Source organism: Nocardia sp. 2TAF39 (assembly GCF_052114905.1).
Classification (GTDB): Bacteria; Actinomycetota; Actinomycetes; order Mycobacteriales; family Mycobacteriaceae; genus Nocardia.
Genome location: NZ_JBFRFQ010000022.1, coordinates 21314 through 39354, shown reverse-complemented (window position 1 = coordinate 39354; position 18041 = coordinate 21314). Strand labels below are relative to the sequence as shown.

13 protein-coding genes are annotated in these 18041 nt (G+C 66.7%); 5 read left to right on the top strand and 8 right to left on the bottom strand.

The features are described 5' to 3' along the window. Positions 1-24: 24 nt before the first annotated feature. Positions 25-333, bottom strand: a complete 309-nt coding sequence (locus AB4Z47_RS16125) for a metal-sensitive transcriptional regulator (protein WP_357266196.1) — start codon at positions 331-333, stop codon at positions 25-27. A 246-nt stretch (positions 334-579) separates the two neighbouring features. Between AB4Z47_RS16125 and AB4Z47_RS16120 the strand changes: the two genes are divergently transcribed. Next, entirely contained in the window at positions 580-1389 is an 810-nt protein-coding gene (locus AB4Z47_RS16120) for an S-methyl-5'-thioadenosine phosphorylase (RefSeq protein ID WP_441951604.1), read from the top strand. A gap of 237 nt (positions 1390-1626) precedes the next feature. On the opposite strand, the gene AB4Z47_RS16115 is transcribed toward AB4Z47_RS16120, so the two are convergent. Continuing rightward, positions 1627-2457 carry an NAD(P)H-binding protein gene (locus tag AB4Z47_RS16115; protein WP_441951603.1) on the bottom strand — a complete coding sequence of 277 codons (831 nt, stop codon included), beginning with the start codon at positions 2455-2457 and terminating at the stop codon, positions 1627-1629. Positions 2458-2656: 199 nt separating this feature from the next. On the opposite strand from AB4Z47_RS16115, the gene AB4Z47_RS16110 reads away from it, so the two are divergent. Next, entirely contained in the window at positions 2657-3217 is a 561-nt protein-coding gene (locus AB4Z47_RS16110; protein ID WP_441951602.1) for an NADPH-dependent FMN reductase, read from the top strand. Between the two features lie 3 nt (positions 3218-3220). On the opposite strand, the gene eccE is transcribed toward AB4Z47_RS16110, so the two are convergent. Continuing rightward, positions 3221-4864, bottom strand: coding sequence for a type VII secretion protein EccE (gene eccE, locus AB4Z47_RS16105; protein ID WP_441951600.1), 1644 nt, complete (start codon positions 4862-4864; stop codon positions 3221-3223). Between the two features lie 114 nt (positions 4865-4978). On the opposite strand from eccE, the gene eccB reads away from it, so the two are divergent. Next, positions 4979-6463 (top strand): type VII secretion protein EccB, encoded by a 1485-nt coding sequence (gene eccB, locus AB4Z47_RS16100; protein ID WP_441951598.1) that lies wholly within the window; start codon positions 4979-4981, stop codon positions 6461-6463. A gap of 157 nt (positions 6464-6620) precedes the next feature. Here eccB and mycP read toward each other — a convergent pair whose 3' ends face one another. Continuing rightward, positions 6621-8087, bottom strand: coding sequence for a type VII secretion-associated serine protease mycosin (gene mycP / locus AB4Z47_RS16095; protein WP_441951596.1), 1467 nt, complete (start codon positions 8085-8087; stop codon positions 6621-6623). Positions 8088-8097: 10 nt separating this feature from the next. Continuing rightward, positions 8098-9564, bottom strand: a complete 1467-nt coding sequence (eccD, locus tag AB4Z47_RS16090; protein ID WP_441951595.1) for a type VII secretion integral membrane protein EccD — start codon at positions 9562-9564, stop codon at positions 8098-8100. Positions 9565-9734: 170 nt separating this feature from the next. On the opposite strand from eccD, the gene eccCa reads away from it, so the two are divergent. After that, positions 9735-13766 (top strand): type VII secretion protein EccCa, encoded by a 4032-nt coding sequence (gene eccCa / locus AB4Z47_RS16085; RefSeq protein WP_441951593.1) that lies wholly within the window; start codon positions 9735-9737, stop codon positions 13764-13766. Beyond that, positions 13766-15214 (top strand): type VII secretion-associated protein, encoded by a 1449-nt coding sequence (locus AB4Z47_RS16080; RefSeq protein WP_441951592.1) that lies wholly within the window; start codon positions 13766-13768, stop codon positions 15212-15214. The genes eccCa and AB4Z47_RS16080 overlap by 1 nt, the downstream gene beginning before the upstream one ends. A 108-nt stretch (positions 15215-15322) precedes the next feature. On the opposite strand, the gene AB4Z47_RS16075 is transcribed toward AB4Z47_RS16080, so the two are convergent. From AB4Z47_RS16075 to AB4Z47_RS16065, 3 genes are all read right to left on the bottom strand, one after another. Next, on the bottom strand, positions 15323-15619 hold the full coding sequence (locus AB4Z47_RS16075; RefSeq protein ID WP_327112722.1) for a WXG100 family type VII secretion target: 297 nt from the start codon (positions 15617-15619) through the stop codon (positions 15323-15325). 31 nt (positions 15620-15650) lie between these two features. Then, a complete protein-coding gene (locus AB4Z47_RS16070) occupies positions 15651-15980 on the bottom strand; it encodes a WXG100 family type VII secretion target (protein WP_327112724.1) in 330 nt (109 codons plus the stop codon). Positions 15981-16415: 435 nt separating this feature from the next. Continuing rightward, entirely contained in the window at positions 16416-17948 is a 1533-nt protein-coding gene (locus AB4Z47_RS16065) for a serine/threonine-protein kinase (protein ID WP_441951589.1), read from the bottom strand. Between the last annotated feature and the right edge of the window lie 93 nt (positions 17949-18041).

Sequence of the window (18041 nt, the reverse complement as noted above, 5' to 3'; positions counted from 1 at the left end):
GCGGCGATGTGCGGGCGTGACCGGTCAGGAACGGACCAGGCGGGCGATGGCGTCGGTGGCTTCCTTGATCTTGGCTTCGGCCTCTGGGCCGCCCGCGACCGCCGCGTCCACCACGCAGTGGCTGATGTGATCCTCGAGCAGGCCCATCGCGACCGCTTGCAGTGCCTTGGTCATGGCGGAGACCTGGGTGAGGATGTCGATGCAGTACTTTTCTTCCTCCACCATCCGCTGCAGACCGCGCGCCTGACCCTCGATGCGGCGTAGCCGTTTGAGGTAGTCGTCCTTGGCGGTGATATAGCCGTGCGTCGCGTGATCGTTGGGGGTGGCTGCCACCGGTGTCTCCTCGCTGCCTGCCGGTCTGCGGGACGGACCGGTCAATACCCCCCTAGGGTACATCTGCCGGGGTGAATTGTCAGGTCAGGGCCCCGTACCGCCGGGTCGCGCCCAGGCCGGCGCTGGCACCCGGCACGCCCCGCTCCACGTCGAACGATTCCTCCGGTGAATCATCCCCGACGTCGGCCCGGCGCGGTCGCGCCGCCCCGTGATGCGGCGGCCGAGGCGAGACGGGACAATTGCGATATGAGTTCGCACTCTCGGCCTGCGCTCGCTGTCATCGGCGGCAGTGGTTTCTACGATTTCTTCGACAACGAGGCGACGACCGTCGAGGTCGAGACCCCTTACGGGTCGCCGAGCGCGGCCATCGCGGTCGGCGAGGTGGAGGGCAGGCCGGTTGCCTTCCTGCCCAGGCACGGCAAGAACCACGAGTACGCACCGCACACCCTGCCGTACCGGGCCAACCTGTGGGCGATGCGCTCACTCGGCGTGCGGCGGATCTTCGCGCCGTGCGCGGTCGGCAGCCTGCGCGCGGACTGGGGCCCCGGCACCGTCGCGGTGCCGGACCAGCTGGTCGACCGGACCTCCGGCCGACCGCAGACCTACTTCGGCGGCGGCGGCATCCATGTCTCGTTCGCCGACCCGTACTGCGACGAACTGCGTGCCGCCGCCATCAAGGCCGAGACCGACGCGCTGCCGATGATGCACTCGGGCACCATGGTGGTGGTCGAGGGGCCGCGCTTCTCCACGCGCGCCGAGAGCCGATGGTTCGCCGCGCAGGGCTGGGAGCTGGTGAACATGACCGGCCATCCCGAAGCTGTACTCGCCCGCGAACTCGAAATGTGCTATGCGGCAGTCGCTTTGGTGACCGATCTGGACGCGGGCCTGGAGGAGGGTGGCGGCGTGCACGCCGTCGACGTCTTCGCCGAGTTCAAGCGCAATCTCGCGCCGTTCAAGGAACTCATCCGCCGCGCGGTAGGTGCGGTCGACGGTACCGACACCTGTGAGCGGTGTCGTGTGCACGCGGGAGTGTCGCTGCCGTTCGAACTACCGTGAGCCCGATGCGGCCTGCACGCATGGGATTTCACGGCCACCGTGTCACCCGCGCAGGGGTTGGTCGAATTCGCGGCCATCAGCTGATTCCTCAGTGGCGGGATGGCCGACGACCACAGCGTCCGATAAGTACAGTCCCAGTCCCGCAATCGAGCCCTGACGCCGCGGCCAGGCTGATGCAAGAGAACGTGATGCCCGAATTCGGTCAGGAGAGGTGAATGCGGGTCACTCAGGCGGTTTTCACTTGAACGCGTCGGCGTGCGCCGTTGCCCACTGCTCGAAAGTGTGGGGTGGGCGCCCTATCACCTGCTCGACAGTGGGGTAGAGCGTCGCCTCGTCCAGCGTGCCGTCGGCGAAGAAGCGGAGGAAGGCGTCAACGTACTCCTGTGGCATGGTGGCGGCCAGCTCGGCCTCCGTCTCCTCAGTGCTGAGCCCGTGCGCGACGAGCGGGCGGTCGAGGACGGCGGCGAGCACCGCGATCTGTTCGGCGGGTAGCAGCGCCTGCGGTCCGGTCAGCTCGAGGACCTGCCCGTCCAGCCCGCCGTCGGTGAGCGCTGTCGCCGCGACCGCAGCGATGTCGGCGGGATCGATCCCCCCGACCCGTACGTCGGGGAACTGTACGCGGACGACGTCGCCGACCGCGAGCTGGGGCAGCCAGCGCAGCGAGTTCGACATGAACGACCTGGGCCGCAGAAATGTCCAGGCCAGCTCGGACGCGCGCACCGCACGCTCGGACAGCGTCATATAGCGGGACACGGCATTGTCCAGGTCCTGCAGCGCGGCCGAGCCGCCCGAGAGCAGCACGACCCGTTGCACCCCGGCCTTTTTCGCCCGTTTCAGCAGGTCGGGGAGGTCGTTGTAGCCGGAAAGCAAGAACATGCCGTGCACGCCGTCAAGCGCATCGCTCAGCGTCTCCGGCCGGTTCAGATCACCGGTGACCGCCTCCACTCCGGATGGCAGGGTGGCCTTCGCGGGGTCGCGCACCAGCGCCCGCACCGGCTTGCCCTGCTTGCTCAGCGTCCGCACCAGTTCCGCGCCGATATTGCCGGTGGCTCCTGCGACCAGGATCATTTCGTCTCCTCCCGTGACTGCACTGCGCTTGTCGTGCCGAACATAGCGACACACAGCGCGGTTCAGGTAAGAATTCGTCCCCGACGGCGGGAACCCGCGTTACAGCCCTGGTCTTCTGTCGGCAGTCCGAACAAACGCGGTGGTCCATGGCTGATGTCCGGGTGCCGCGGGGCGATACACAGGAGGTTAGGCTCGCGCGGTGGACAACCCGTTGCGACTAGAGGTCATCGTGGCCAGCGTGCGTCCGAAGCGGTTCGCGCCGGTGGTCGCAGACTGGTTTCTGCGCACAGTGCGTGCGCACCCCGAATTCGACACAGGCGTCATCGACCTCGCGTACACCCCGCTGCCGGTCGACCTCACCGAGACCGAAGCGACCGCGGCCTACCGTGCGCGGCTGGCCGCGGCCGACGCCTTCGTGGCCGTCACCTCCGAGTACAACCACGGGTACCCGGCATCACTGAAGACCGCTTTCGACACCGCCAAACACGAATGGCGCGCCAAACCCATCGCTTTCGTCTCCTACGGCGGCCTCTCCGGCGGCTTGCGTGCGGTGGAGCAGCTGCGGCAGGTGGTCGCCGAGATCCACATGGTCTCGGTCCGTGAGACGGTCAGCTTCCATCAGGCCACAAAGCAGTTCGACGATACCGGCGACACCAGGGACGGTGCCGCGATCGATGCCGCGGAACGCTTGCTGCGCCAGTTGGCGTGGTGGGCGCGCACATTGCGGGCTGCCCGCACAGCCGACCCGTACCCGGCGTAACGGCTACTGGTTTGCCATGACACGACGGCCGCGCGGCTGACCGATGTAGGTGGCTTCGCGCGGGATGGACACCAGCGTCAGGTCGACCTGGGCCGTGCCGGTGCGCAAGGCGACGTGGTTGCCGATCGCGCCGGGCTGGTGGATGGCCAAATCGGGACGGGTGGCGGGCCAGCCCATCGGATCGCCCGTCACGTAGATGGTGGTGACGCCCGCGTGCGGGGCGGGCGCGAGTACCCCGTCGACCACCGTCGCGGTGAATCCCGCGTCGGATTGGTGGGTTTCGACGGCGATGGTCAGTCGCTCCGGGTTGCCGATCGTGGTGACCAGGTTCTCCCACGCCTGCGCCCGGTCGGTGCGGATCAGGATCCGCTCGCCGACGGCGAGCGCGCGGAACACCAACTGCTGCGCCAAGTACAACTCGCCTGCGACATACACCGTCGAGATGCCCGCGCCGACGATGCGGACCGCGACGCCCTGTCCTTCGTCGTCCGAGCCGATCAGCTGGCCGCAGCCGGAGGAGGGCAGGTGCAGTGCGTCGATCACGTCGATCGGGTACTCGATCATCGGGACGGTGTCGTCCAGGCCGGGGACGGCGATCGGCAGATGGGCGAGCAGTCCGTCGCGGTGCCGTCCGTTCATCGAGACCATGCCCGCCAGCTCGGTCCGTTCCGGCAGCTCACGTGCGGTCAATCGCCATGCGGCACCGACGCTTACCGACTCGGCCGAGCTGCCGGGGCGCAGCCGCACTGCCACCGTGGTGTCGCGCGACGGGGCCACCCACAGCTGGGCGAGCAGGTCGGAGCCGAGATGCTTCGGGTCGACCGCGCTGCCGATGTTCACGCTGTTGCCGATCTCCGCGTAGCGCCAACGATGTTCGAGCGTGCGCGGATCGAAGTCGCCGGTGATCTGCAGTACCGCCTTGCGGATCTCGGGCGCGGTCAGGATGCGGGCATTGCAATCGGCGTCCTCGAGCGTTCGCATGATGCGCTGGGTGGCGATATTGACGGCGCGCGAGGCGCCCTCGGCTCCGCCACCGCGTCGCGCCGCGGCCTCCGGGCAGGCCACCGCGTCGAAACTGATCGCGAGCCACACCGTGCGGTGCGCGGTGGCGGGCAGTGGACCGAGCAGCGATTCGTAGATCTGACCCGCGGGCGTGCCGGAGCGGCTGCGATGCCCGTGACTGATGATGTCGATGCCGCTGAGCAGGATGTCGTGTTGGTTCAGGCAATTCGCCAGTTCCGGCAGCGGAAGCAGGTGCGAGGCGTGCACCGTGGTGCGGGCAATCCTGGTCAGCCCGCCGGGCGGCGGAAGTACCTCGACGACCGCGACCACGCGGCTACCGTCCCGGTACAGGCCCAGCGACCGTCCGTCCGTGCCGCGAAAGTCGACGGTGTCGCCGAGCCGGTATTCCCGGCGGGTGGAATAGCGCCACCAGGTGTCGATCCAGTCCAGCAGCGTGCGTTTACCGACCGGAATGAGCGGGATCAGCATCGCTACCACCGCGGCGCCGAGCGCGGGTAACGCCGGAAGACCGGCGAACAGCGCGATCAATCCGGTGATCAGGCCAATGATCTGTGCGATCAGCAGATTTCGCATCGAGACGCGTCCGAGGAGCGGCTGTGGTCCCGCTCCGGCCGGTTCCGTCATCGTCGTCCCCCAACTACACCCGGTGTCGGCCGGTTCGCAGTGGCCGAGCTGAACAAGAGTCCTCGGGAACTGTACTGTGTTCGGCGAACGCGAGCACTGTTCGGGGGAGGAATAATGCCTTCAAAACCCACCACACGGTGGCAGGTGAGTGGCTACCGCTTTCTGGTCCGGCGAATGGAGCACGCCTTGGTGCGCCGGGACGTGCGAATGCTGCACGACCCCATGCGTTCTCAGTCGCGCGCGTACGCCGCTGGCCTGATCCTGGCCTGCGTCGTTCTCGCAGGCTGTGGCGTGCTCGCACTGCTGCGCCCGCAGGACAAGATCGGCGACAACAAGATCCTGATCGGCAAGGATTCCGGCGCCGTATACGTGGTGATCGACAATGTGGTGCACCCGACCCTCAACCTCGCCTCGGCCCGCCTCGCCGCGGGGGATGCGGCCAAGCCCGCGATCGTGAAGGAATCGGAGCTGGGGAAGAAAGCGCGCGGTCAATTGATCGGCATCCCAGGCGCTCCCGGCTCGTTGCATTTCGACAAGGACGGCAAGGGACGCGTCTGGACGGTGTGCGACACCATCCAGCTCGACGGCACCAATAAGGCCACCACCTCGGTGCTCATCGGCGATCTCGATCTCGGCGACAAGGCGGCGACGATGCCACGCGACCGGGCGATGCTGGTGCAGAGCAAGTCCGTCACCTACCTGATCTACGACAACAAACGCGCTCGCATCGACACCGGGACCAACGCCGTGATGGACGCTCTCGGCATTCGCGGCGCGACCCCGCGGCCGATCAGCGAGGGGCTGATCAATGCGATTCCCGAGGTGCTGCCGATCGAGCCGCCGCGCATCGATGATCCTGGTGCGACCCCGAACTATCCGATCGGCGACCACAAGGTCGGCGAGGTCGTCCAGGAGACCGGCACCCAGCAGCACTACGTGGTGCTGCTGGATGTCCTGCAACCCATTTCGCCGCTGACCGCCGACATCATCCGCAACGCGAATCCGGGCGCGACGCGCAACCCGAAGATCGAGCCGTACGAGCGCACCGCGGCCAACGTGGCTTCGAGGCTGCCGGTGCAGGACTACCCGGAGACCGCGCCAACTCTTGTTCAGGCCAAGGACCGGCGGGTCAGCTGCCTTTCCTGGAAGCCGATCACAGCGGCCGCCCGTGCCGCGGGCGGCGGCAACCATGCCGAACTCGCGATCGTCACCGGTGTCGACCTCCCGATGCCGAGCGACGCGCGACCGGTGCCACTGGCACAGGCCGACGACAGCGGACCCAACGTCGACTCCGTGTACTTCAAGCCGGGTTCCGGCGCGTTCGTGCAGACCACCGGAATCGAGCCGGACAGTCAGCGCCGCGACAGCTTGTTCTATGTCTCCGACACCGGCGTGCGCTACGGCATCAAGAACGACGATGCCGCGAAAGCACTGGGCATGCACCAGGATTCGGGTGTGACGCCGGAACGAGCACCCTGGTTGATCGTCGGCCTGCTCGCCAGCGGGCCGACCATGGGGCGCGAAGAGGCGATGGTTGCCCACGACGGTGTCGCGCCGGATCAGTCCCCTGCGAAAGCACTTGTGAAGAACCAGAATTGACGTCCGCCTGCCCGGCTGACGCCGAGCAGGAGAATGATTGGCTGCGTGTCCGGTCGGGGCCCCACTCTTGCGACTGTGCCACAAGGATCATGTTCTAGAACGTGGCTCAGCGATCCCGGCTGGCGACGCTCTTATCGCTGGATTTCCGCTCTGCCGGTTACATATCGTCGCCGGATACGCCGAACCTGCGACGGATAGGAAACGACGCGAGCAGGCCCAGGGCGAGCAGTGCCGCAATGGTGCCGCTGCCGATCAAGGCCACGTTGCGCGCACGATGGTCCGGTGATGGTGCTGGAGCGGGTACCGCGAGCTGAACACTCTTCGGTAGAGATGGCCGCTTGGGTGGCAATTCGTGGGTTACCTCAGCGGTCAACGCAGCCACCGGGTCGACGGCACCGTAGCCGATGTAAGGGTTCCATGTTTCCGCAGGGGCGTGTGCCGTGGCCTCGATGCGTTTGATGACCTCCAGCGCGCTCAACTCTGGGAAACGGGCTCGCACGAGTGCGGCGACACCCGACACCAGGGGCGTGGCGAAGCTGGTGCCTTGAATCGGACCGAGCTGTCCCTGCTGCCGGATGCTGCTGACTTGGACCGCGGTTCCTTTGCTGTTCGGATCGTTGAACAGTGGATCGAGAGAGGTGATGTTCTCACCAGGCGCCGCCACGCCGAGCCACGGCCCGGGCACAGTGAACTTCGACGGCTGCCCGTTGTGGTCGATGGAACCGACGGAGAGCACGTAGTCGTCATAGCGGGCGGGCGACACATTCAGGTTCACCTTGCTCCACGGGTCCGCGGCTGGATCGAGAGGATCGATGACCGCGTTGGTGCCCTTGCAGTTCTCGTCGGAGTTGCCGGCTGCGACCACCACGACCACGTTCTTCTCGATCGCGGCGTACCGGACCGCGGCGCCCAGGTCAGTATCTTCGAATGGCTCCGAAGTCGGCCTGCAGGCGACCTCGGACACATTGATGACGGTGGCTCCCATGTCCGCCGCGCGACGGATCGCCGACGCCATGGTGCGAGTGGTGCCGTACGCCTGGGGCAGCGCGTCCGGCCCCTTGTCCCGGTTTGCTCCCTCCTTCTGATACAGGCCGCTACTCTGCCGGATGCCGAGGATCCGCGCCTCGGGCGCGACCCCCGAGAAGCCTTGACCGTCAACCTTCGTCGCCGCTATGAGCCCCGCGACCAGGGTCCCGTGCGCATCGCAGTCCTCGGTTCCGTCGCTGCTGCTCACGTAGTCGCCGCCCGCGATCAGCCCCGGCAGCCGCGGATGACGGACGACGCCGGTGTCGATGACCGCCACGAGTTGTCCTGCGCCCCGGGAGAACTGCCAGGCATGTTCGAGGCCGAGCGAGAGCTGCGCAGCCGGGGTCGTCGGCCCGTCGCCGCCGGACCCGGTACCGACGCAAGGGGTGTTCGACGCCCGCTCGGTCTTGTCCGGCGGTGCGGCCGGATTGCCCGGGGGTGGTGGCGTGTCCGGGCTCACTGTCGGCTTCTCCGCGTGCGCGAGCGGGCTTCCCGTAGTAGCTCCGAACCCGACGGACACGCTGAGTGCGAGAAGACATGCGGCCGTGCCGGTCCGGACAGCACGGAAACGTCTGCCACCCAAATGCTTCGGAGTCATCGGGGCGAGCTCACAGCCCGCGGACGAGTGAGTAGAGGTCGGCGACCCAGAATGCCAGCGGCAGTACGGCGGCGACGAATCCGTACTCGAGCAGTTCGACTCCGCGGCGCATCGGCGGGGTGGCCGACTGGTTCGGGATGATGATGCCGAGGATCAGCGCCGCGATCAGCCCCACCATCGCCGCGCCGAACACCGCGAGCGGCTGGTCCAGCGCGAAACCGGCCCCCACCAACATGATCAGCACGATCGCCGAGCCACCCGAGATGAGTACCACGGCCTGCTCGGCGCCCACGTATGTGCGGCTGCGGAACATCAGCACCACCGCGCAGACCAGCGCGAGCGCCACGCCCTGCCAGTACGGGACGTCGGCCTTCGGGTCGGTGGCCGCGAGCGCGCCGGTGGCAGTGATCAGCGTGGTCGCCGCGACCAAGCCGGCGAGGTACATACGGGCACGTTCCGACTTCACCCGCAGGACGTCCATGGTCGGCAGCGCTCGGTGGTCGTCAGGATCGTCCTCGGTCGGGTCGATCGGTGTGCCGGGCGAAGGGACCGGCGGCAGCGGCAGTTTCGCGAGCAGCATGGATACCCGGGGCGCGAGCGAGAGCCCGCCGAGCCCGAGTGCCGCGACGCCCGCGCCGATCGCGCGCTCGGGCTGGTCGGTGAACAGACCGACCAGCGCGGCGGGCACCGCGTAGGTCGCGAGGGTGGCCGCGCCGATGAACACGGCGAGGCCGACACCGGTGACGCGCCAGGCCAGGATCGCGGTCGCGCCCAGCACCACCGAACCGAGCAGAATGTGCGCCCAGCCGTAGTGGTCGGGCACGTAGAGCATGCCCGCGGTGAACGCGGCGGGCAGCGCGCAGCCACCGAGCACCAGTGCGGTGGCGGTGTCGCCGTACATCCTGCTCAGCACCATCGCCGCCACCACGAGCAGGATCGCGACGACCAGCGCGACCGAGCCGCCCACCGCGATCGGCAATGCGCCGGGAGACAGCAGCAGGCCGAGACAGCCGACGGTCATGGTGACCGCTGCGAGCACCGAGCCGGTGATCCGCGCGACCTTCGGGGTCCAGCTGCGGTAGTGGTCGGTGTCGGCGATCGCGACGTTGTACATGATGTCGTCGAACAGCGGTGTCGGCGCCGTGTGTGAGGCGCTCTCCAGCATCAGCAGTTCGCCGTCGCGGACGCCGTGCTCACCCAGGCTGAGCGAGTTGGAGAACGGGGGATGACCGATGCGGGCGAGTACCCATTCGGCGGGCTCGAAACGCTCACCCTCGTTGTCGAAGTCGTTCGTCCTGCTGTGCTGGGCGACCATGTCGACGACGCTCGGAATCACCAGCGCGACCGGCACGTCGACCGGGATCGCCATGTCGACCTGGGTGTGCTTGGCCAGAATCGTCACCCTGGCGAGGTCGGGCGCGCGGACGATACCGCGCGAGGATTCTTCGTCGATGTGGTCAAGGCGCGCGTGCGTCAAGCTTCCCCCAACTCGGTCTTCTGCCTCGTGATTCCGCGAACCCGTCGGCCGTTGGCGAGCTTGCGAACCCACGGTTCGGGCAGCAGAATGCTGGTCGAACTGTACGACATGTCGGCTGTGACCTCTACACTGAGCCCGAATCACAGCTCGCCTAAGGGGGATTCTCGTCGATGAGCACTGTCCGCTTCCAGCGCCGTGCGCGCCGCGAGATGCCGCGTTTGCCCGGCGGCGAGGTCACGCTGCAGCCGCCGCCCGAAATCCCCCGGGTGACACCGGGAAACCTGCTGACGAAGCTGATGCCGGTCGTGATGGTGATCGGCATGGTCGGCATGATGGCCCTGATGTTCACCCAGGGCGGCGGCATCGCGTCGAACCCGATGGGCATGATGTTCCCGGTCATGATGCTGTTCTCCATGGTCGGCATGTTCGCGGGCCAGGGCGGCGGTAAGGGGCAGAAGGCCGCGGAGGCCAACGAGGACCGCAAGGACTACCTGCGCTATCTCGACCAGGTCCGCAGGGACGTCGACGAGACCGCGCGACAGCAGCGCGCGTCGGTCGAATGGAGCCATTCCGAACCGGGATTGGTCTGGATGCTCGCGGGCACCAGCCGTATGTGGGAGCGCCGCGCGGGCGACAAGGATTTCTGCCACGCTCGCATCGGTATCGGCGGTCAGCGCCTGGCCACCCGGCTGGTCGCGCCGGAGACCGGCCCGGTCGAAGAGCTCGAGCCGATCGCCGCGGTCTCGCTGCGCCGCTTTGTGCGCGCCCACTCGACCGTGCCCGACCTGCCGACCGCGATCGCGGTCAAGGGCTTCGCCACCATCGCGCTGGACGGTGACCGCGGCGAGGCGCGGGACATGACCCGAGCGATGTTGGTGCAGCTGTGCATGTTCCAGGCGCCGGACCAAGTGCTCGTCGCTGTCGTCTGCGGGGCGGACACCGCGCGGGAATGGGAGTGGACCAAATGGCTCCCGCACACCCAGCATCCCGACGCACAGGACGGCATCGGAACCCAGCGCATGTTCTACGGATCGATCCGGGAAGCCATGGCGGGACTGCATCCGTTGCTCGGCAATCGGGTTCGGTACTCCAGGAATCAGCCCGCCAACGCGAACATGGTGCACATCGTCATCGTCGTCGACGGTGGTCTGCTCGAGGCCGAGGACGATCAGCTGCGCGAATCCGGCTACGAGGGCGTCACGATCATCGACCTCTGCGGCTACGCGCCGCGCCTCGCGGTGTCCCGCGGCATCAAGATGATCGTGGAGAACGGCGAGTGCGTCGGCCGCGGCGCGACCGGCAATCAGGAACGCTTCGCGCTCATCGACCGGATCAGTCCGCAGCAGGCCCAGCAGGTGGCGCGCAGACTCGCGCCCTATCGCGCCGCGACCCAGCGCAGCAGTGACGTGGAAACCGATGACTCCGAGGTGATCTCGACCTGGAGCCAGCTGATGGGCCTCGGCGACATCGGCGCGTTCAACCCCGAGCATGCCTGGCGTCCGCGCTACGGCAGGGAACGCCTGCGTGTGCCGTTCGGCGTCGGCGCCGACGGCCTTCCGGTCGAATTGGACATCAAGGAGGCAGCCGAGAACGGCATGGGTCCGCACGGATTGTGCATCGGCGCCACCGGTTCCGGTAAGTCGGAGTTCCTGCGCACCCTGGTGCTCAGCCTGCTCGCCACCCACTCGCCGGACCAGCTGAACCTGGTGCTCGTCGACTTCAAGGGCGGCGCGACCTTCCTCGGTCTCGACGGGGTGCCGCACGTCGCCGCCGTCATCACCAACTTGGAAGAGGAAGCCGACCTCGTCGACCGCATGAAGGATGCTTTGGCCGGCGAGATGAACCGCCGCCAGGAGGTGCTGCGCGCGGCGGGCAACTTCGCCAACGTCTCCGAGTACGAGAAGGCCCGCGCCGCCGGCGCCGACCTCGACCCGCTGCCCGCTCTGTTCGTCGTGCTCGACGAGTTCTCCGAACTGCTCACCCAACACCCGGATTTCGCGGAGCTGTTCGTCATGATCGGCCGCCTCGGCCGTTCACTGCACGTGCATCTGCTGCTCGCCTCGCAGCGCCTGGAGGAAGGCAAGCTCAAGGGCCTGGAGAGTCACCTGTCCTATCGGATCGGTTTGAAGACGTTCTCCGCCAACGAATCCCGTCAGGTCCTCGGCGTGCCGGATGCCTACAACCTGCCGAACCTCCCCGGCGGCGGCTACCTGAAGGCGGACTCGGGCGAGATCCAGCGCTTCCAGGCCTCCTATGTCTCCGGCCCGTACGTCGGAGGCGGCTCGCAGCGTGACATCACCATTGCCACCCAGTCCGGCGAAATCGACATCAAGGCACGGCCGTTCACCGCGACACACGTCGGCTTCCGCGCCGCGGACCGCGTTCCGCTGCCACCCGAGCCGAGTCTGGAAACCCAGCATGACGAGGACGGCGAGCAGCTGTCCAACGTGAACATGCTGGTCTCCCGGATCCGCGGGCACGGCCGCCCGGCCCACGAGATCTGGCTGCCGCCGCTGGACGAGGCCCCCACGCTCGACCAGCTCATCCCGCGCTCCATCCGCACCGGCGAGTACTCCGCGGTGGCCACGCTGCGCGCCCCGATCGGCATCGTCGACCGCCCCTACGACCAGCGCCGGGACCCGATGGTCGTCGACCTGTCCGGTGCCCGCGGCAACGTCGCCGTCGTCGGCGGCCCGCAGTCCGGCAAGTCGACCGCGCTGCGCTCCCTGATCATGGCGATGTCGTTGACGCACACCGCCGAACAGGTGCAGTTCTACTGTCTCGACTTCGGTGGTGGCACGCTCGCCAGCCTGCTCGGGTTGCCCCACGTCGGCTCGGTCGCGAGCCGGTTGGACGAGGATCAGGTCCGGCGCACCATCGCCGAGATGACGACTATCGTCCGGCAGCGCGAGGCGCGCTTCCGCCAGCTCGGCATCGAGTCGATGACGGAGTTCCGCCGTCTGCGTTCGATGGATCCGGCCAGCAGCCCGGCTGCGACCGGCGCGCACGAAGATCCGTTCGGCGACGTATTCCTGGTGATCGACGGCTTCGGTTCGATCCGCCAGGACTTCGAGATGCTCGAGCAGACCATTATGAACCTTGCGGTGCAGGGTCTGTCCTACGGCGTGCACGTGGTCATCGCCCTCGCCAGGTGGGCCGAGGCGCGCCCGGCGCTCAAGGATCAGATCGGGACCAGAATCGAACTGCGCCTGGGTGATCCGATGGATTCCGATTTGGGCCGCAAGTTCGCCTCGCTCGTCCCGCAGGGCCGACCGGGCCGCGGTATGACGCCGGAGTGCCTGCACATGCTGACCAGCCTGCCGCGCATCGACGGCAGCGCGAACCCCGACAACCTGGGCCAAGCGGTCGGCGACGCGGTCGCCACCATCGCCGGGCTGACGCCGGGCCGTCCGGCACCGCAGATCCGCATGCTGCCCGAGCAACTCCCGCGGGAGCAGCTGCTGTACCTGGCGGGGGACTGGCCGTCGCAGGTCGACCCGAACAGCAAGTGCATGCGAATCCCGGTCGGTATCAACGAGTCCGAGCTGGCGCCGGTCTACATCGATTTCGCCGAGAGTCCGCACTTCATCATCATCGGCGACACCGAATCGGGTAAGACGACGCTGCTGCGTTCGCTGATCGAGGGTATCGCCGCGTCGAACACCCCGGACCAGGCGCGCTTCATCCTCGGCGATTACCGGCGCACCATGCTCGGCCTGGTCCCCGAGGGCTATCTCGCGGGTTACGGCTCGACGGCACCGCAGTTTACCCAGAACATGAACGATCTGGCTGCCTACGTCAGCAAGCGCACGCCAGGGCCGGATGTCACGCCCCAGCAGCTGCGGGAACGGTCCTGGTGGACCGGCCCGGAACTGTACGTCATCGTCGACGACTACGACCTGGTGTCCACCTCGGCGGGTAACCCGGTGCAGGCGCTGGTGGAACACTTGCCGCACGCCCGTGACCTCGGATTCCACCTGGTCATCGCCCGCCGCTCGGGTGGAGCGAGCAGGGCGATGTACGAGGCTACGTTGGCCAGGATGAAGGATCTCGGCTCGGCCGGTCTGATCATGAGCTGTAGCCGCGACGAGGGTGTGCTGATGGGAACTACGCGGCCGAGCCTCATGCCGCCGGGGCGCGGCACCCTCATCACGCGCAACGGTGAGGGATTGGTGCAGTCGGCCTGGATGCCGTTGCCCTGATGTCCACCGTAGAGCTGGTGGTCACGGAGACGCGTCTGTGGGCACGTGGCGCGACCACACACTGGGACGTGCCGCCCTCGATCGTCCTGAGCAGCAACGGGTTCGACCTGGTCGTCGGTGAACCGCTGACACCGCCCACTCTGGTGAGTTCGGCTGTTCAATTCATCCCGGCTGACGCGATCGCGCTGACGCCGCGCGCACCGTCGGTGGTCGACGGGTTGAGCGCTGTCTTTGCCGCGGTGCTCGAGAACCTGGGCATAGTGGGGTCCTGCGAGCGAATCATCCTCATCTGCCCAACCGACTGGGGTTTGCCGCGCCGCTCGGTACTCGACCAGGCGGCACGGGGATTCGCGGCCGATGTCGTGTTCGAGGACATGGCAGTGCGGTCGGTGGCGGTCGATGAAGGCACCAGCCACAGCAGCCGTACTGTGGTGCTGGAATTCGGCACGCTGACCACGACGGCGTCTGTGGTGATCCGCGACCACCACGGTGTCCACATCGAATCCTGCGAGCACGAGCCAACTCTCGCCCTCGCTGAGATCACCGCGGAATCGCCCGCGTTCGACGACCTGTGCGCGCTGGTCGACCGCCTGCTCGGTGGCCGGCCCGTCGATCTCGCACAGGTGGTCGGCGTATCCGATCCCGTCATGCTCGAACTGCTCGGCGCAGCCGTCCAACAAGCCTCCGGCACCGCGGTCGAAGTGCGCGCTGTCGCCGGCCCCGACTTGATCCGTAGTCGTCGGCCGGACCCGGCCCACCCGCAAGATGCCGCACCAGTCTTGACGCAGACCGAATGGATGCAGCCGCTGCGCGCGCGTGCTGCCGCACAGCGGCCGAACCACCACCGGGCCGCAGGTTACGTCGCCGCGTTTGCCGCTGTCGCCGTGGTCGCTGTCGCTGTGGTCGCAGGTGTCGTCCTGCTGGGCCGCTCGAACGACACGACCACCACGGCAGGGGTGCCGATGACCTCCGCCGCATCGGAGCCGACTGCTCCCACTGCGCCGCCGACATCTACCGTTTCCGCCCCTGAAACGTTCGGTCGCATCAGTTTTCAGCTCCCTGACGGATGGCGTCTTGTCTCCGCGCCCGGCGACGGCAAGTCCCGCATCGATCTCATCCCGAACGACGGCTCCCGGCATCGAATGTCCGTCGTGCAGACAGCCCTGGTCGCAGGCTCCGGCTACGAACAGGTCGTGACCAACCTCGAGGCCCAGATGGCGCAACGCCCGACCGGTGCGCTGACCGATGTGAAGCGAGAGGTGGTCTTCGGCGGACGCTCCGGGCTCGCGTACACCGAGCGTCCTCGGGACGGATCAACGGTTCTCTGGCACGTGTTGCTGGAGTATGGGATGCAGGTCAGCGTGGGGTGTCAGTATGTCGGTGAGAGCTGGCCGGAATTGTCGAATACTTGCGAGAGATTCGGTAGCTCTGTTCGTGTGATCGAGTGAACCCGAGATGAAGAGCCAGCGATATTCGGCTCGAAGTGATTGACCAACACAAAGATTCGCGCCCCCGGCAATGATCTGCCGGGGGCACGAATCGGTTCGAGGCGATGCTCAGAACAGGCCGGCGAGGGCGGTGTCCGTGCTCTGCAGCTCCGAGTTGCCCGAGCTGACCAGCTTCGCGGCACCGTGCAGGGTCTGGTTCAGCTGCTCGACATGGCCGTTCCACGACCGCTGCAGCTCGGCGAACGCTTCGTTCGCGTCACCCTTCCAGTTGGTCGTCACGAACTCTTCGACCTTCTTGTGAAAGGCCTCCAGCTCGTTTCTGATCCCTTCGGCCCGGGCGATGATGGCCCGAGCTCCGTCCTCGACGCCCGAGAAGTTAGCGGATATGGGCTTTCCAGCTGCCATTGTTCAGGCTCCTTTGCTACGTAATTCTGGGTTAGACCGGAGGAAGTTCCAGGCTGGAGACCTGAGCCTGCACCTGCTGGGCGAAGTCGGTGTCCTGGTCCTCGTACGTCGAACCGGCCTTGATGAGCTTCTCCGACGTCTCCATCAGCTTGTCGTTGAGCTTGTCCGCCTGGAAGTAATACCGCTCCATGAAGGCGTTGAACGCGTCACGCGCCTGGCCCTGCCAGTTGGCGCCGTTCGTCACGTTGTCCTCATCCGTCTTCAGCTGTCGGATGGCGAGCATCAGGTTGTTGTGCTGCTCCTGAAACTCTTTCGCCTTCTGCCCGATGAGTGCATTATCCGCTGAGAGAGACCCTGCCATGGTGGCTCCTCCTGTTTCGGTTGATGGTCAACGTCGCAAGTGCCAGCTGACCTCTTCATGTAGTTGGACGCGGCTGCCGCTCGATCGGTTCCACCCCGTTCACCAGAATCCTGGTGGAATTGCGTCGAAACGCGCGTCCCAAGTGGGCGACTGGCTACGCCGAGGTACGGAAGGCCTGGATGAGATCCCCCCCGGACGTCCGACCGCAGGTGCCGTCGCGTCTGTCTAGTCGTTGCCAGCGCGCTGCTCCCCTCCTTCCCCCTGCTCGCTACCACCTGAACCGGCGAGTGGGCTGGCTGCGCAACACCCTACCGAACGGCGTGCTGTCGCGCCACCAGCGAACCCCGAATGCCAAGGTCGGCAACGGAGCTCGCGCGCAAGCGGGTATCCGAGCCGCGGACCGAATCATCCAGTTCCAGTGCACCGCGCCGAGAACTATTTGACGATCTTCGCGATGGTGGGAACCATCTTGTCCACCAGCACATCCACGGACTGGCCGGTCCACACCTGGAAGGCCTGCACGGTCGAAGGGTCGTCGACGACAACGATTTTCGCCGAGCTGGAGAGGATGCCATTCGGGAGACCGCGCAGTCCGCCGTTTCCGGCCTGGCCGTCCGATCTGAGTACGATCACCACTTCGGAATCGATATCGGTCGTATAGCTGTTCGCCGACATCGCCCGTGGCGACTTCTCGTCACCGATCGCCTTGTACTTGCTGCTGTATCGAAAGCCGATATCCTGCAGGAATTTCGACTGATCACTAGGCGTCAGCACGGCGGACAGCGTGGAATTACCGAAATTGAATGCGGTGATCGTCTTTCCGTCGAATTCCGGATGATTGTCGCGCACCTGGGCCAGGCTGCTTCCCGAGCCGGGAGAGTTCGTCCCGCCCCTGATAAGGAAGAACGTTCCCGCGGCGATCGAGACTGCTATGACGACGGCGATGATCGCGGGTACGAGAACGCGTCTGGCGTGGGAACGCTCGCTGCCGCTTCGGATCGTCTCGATCAACCGCTGATCAGTGTCCTCGCGCGGTGGCCCATACGCGGCGATCGCGGTGCGAGGGTCGGTCATCGGCGCCCGCGGGTCCGTCGAATAGGTGTCGGGAGCGCGGTACTGCGGTGCACCGTACAACGCCGCCTCGGCGGCCTGGATGAATTCACGGCAGGTGCTGTACCGGTGGGCTGGGTCCTTCGCCATCACCTTCTCGATCACACCGTCGAGCGCTGCGGGCAAGTCCGGACGAACAGCGCTCAACTTCGGTGGTGGCTCGTGCAGATGGCCCATCATCACTACGGCGGGCATGGTCGAGGGATAAGGATTCTGGCCGGTGAGCAGTTTGAAGAACGAACAGCCCAGACTGTAGATGTCGGCCCGCGGGTCGAGGCTGCTTCCGACCAATTGCTCGGGGGGTGCGTAGGCCACGGTAGCCATGAAATTGCCTGTGGCCGTCAGATCTTGGCCGTCATCCGAGGATTTGGCGACGCCGAAGTCGGTGAGCAGCACCCGTTCTTCGTCGTCTCCGTCGGCAGTGGAGAGCAGGAAGTTGGCAGGCTTGACGTCTCGGTGCAGCAGCCCGCGCCGATGGGCGTAGTCCAGGCCCTTGCCCACCTCCGAGACGGTACGCAGCGCTCGTTCCGGAGTCATGACCGACCGCCCCTTCCTCGCCTCCTCCGCTGCGTCCGTGCCGTCGACGTACTGCATGGCGATCCACAGCTGGCCGGCTTCTTCGCCGCGGTTGTACACGGCGACGATGTTCGGATGGTCGAGGCCTGCCGCGAGGTTGGCCTCCCGCTCGAACCGCGCGCGGAACTCGTCGTCGGTGGACAGGTCTGCGCTGAGAACCTTCAAGGCATCCCGGCGGGGCAAGATCGGATTCTGCGCCAGGTAGACGGTTCCCATGCCGCCGCTGCCGAGGACCTGAAGCACCCGGTATCCGCCGATAATTGCGCCGGGACGCAACGCCATTCGGTCCTCCTCAACCATGTCGAACGCCCCCACCGACGAGCTCTCGGGGAAAATCTAGCAAGCGAAATCCGGGCGTTCGACCCACGCCCGGCG

Coding starts and splice junctions, on each gene's coding strand:
- AB4Z47_RS16070 (WP_327112724.1), bottom strand. CDS start 15,980: ATGGCAGGGTCTCTCTCAGCGGATAATGCACTCATCGGGCAGAAGGCG.
- AB4Z47_RS16080 (WP_441951592.1), top strand. CDS start 13,766: ATGTCCACCGTAGAGCTGGTGGTCACGGAGACGCGTCTGTGGGCACGT.
- AB4Z47_RS16065 (WP_441951589.1), bottom strand. CDS start 17,948: ATGGCGTTGCGTCCCGGCGCAATTATCGGCGGATACCGGGTGCTTCAG.
- eccE (WP_441951600.1), bottom strand. CDS start 4,864: ATGACGGAACCGGCCGGAGCGGGACCACAGCCGCTCCTCGGACGCGTC.
- eccCa (WP_441951593.1), top strand. CDS start 9,735: ATGAGCACTGTCCGCTTCCAGCGCCGTGCGCGCCGCGAGATGCCGCGT.
- eccB (WP_441951598.1), top strand. CDS start 4,979: ATGCCTTCAAAACCCACCACACGGTGGCAGGTGAGTGGCTACCGCTTT.
- AB4Z47_RS16120 (WP_441951604.1), top strand. CDS start 580: ATGAGTTCGCACTCTCGGCCTGCGCTCGCTGTCATCGGCGGCAGTGGT.
- AB4Z47_RS16075 (WP_327112722.1), bottom strand. CDS start 15,619: ATGGCAGCTGGAAAGCCCATATCCGCTAACTTCTCGGGCGTCGAGGAC.
- AB4Z47_RS16115 (WP_441951603.1), bottom strand. CDS start 2,457: ATGATCCTGGTCGCAGGAGCCACCGGCAATATCGGCGCGGAACTGGTG.
- mycP (WP_441951596.1), bottom strand. CDS start 8,087: ATGACTCCGAAGCATTTGGGTGGCAGACGTTTCCGTGCTGTCCGGACC.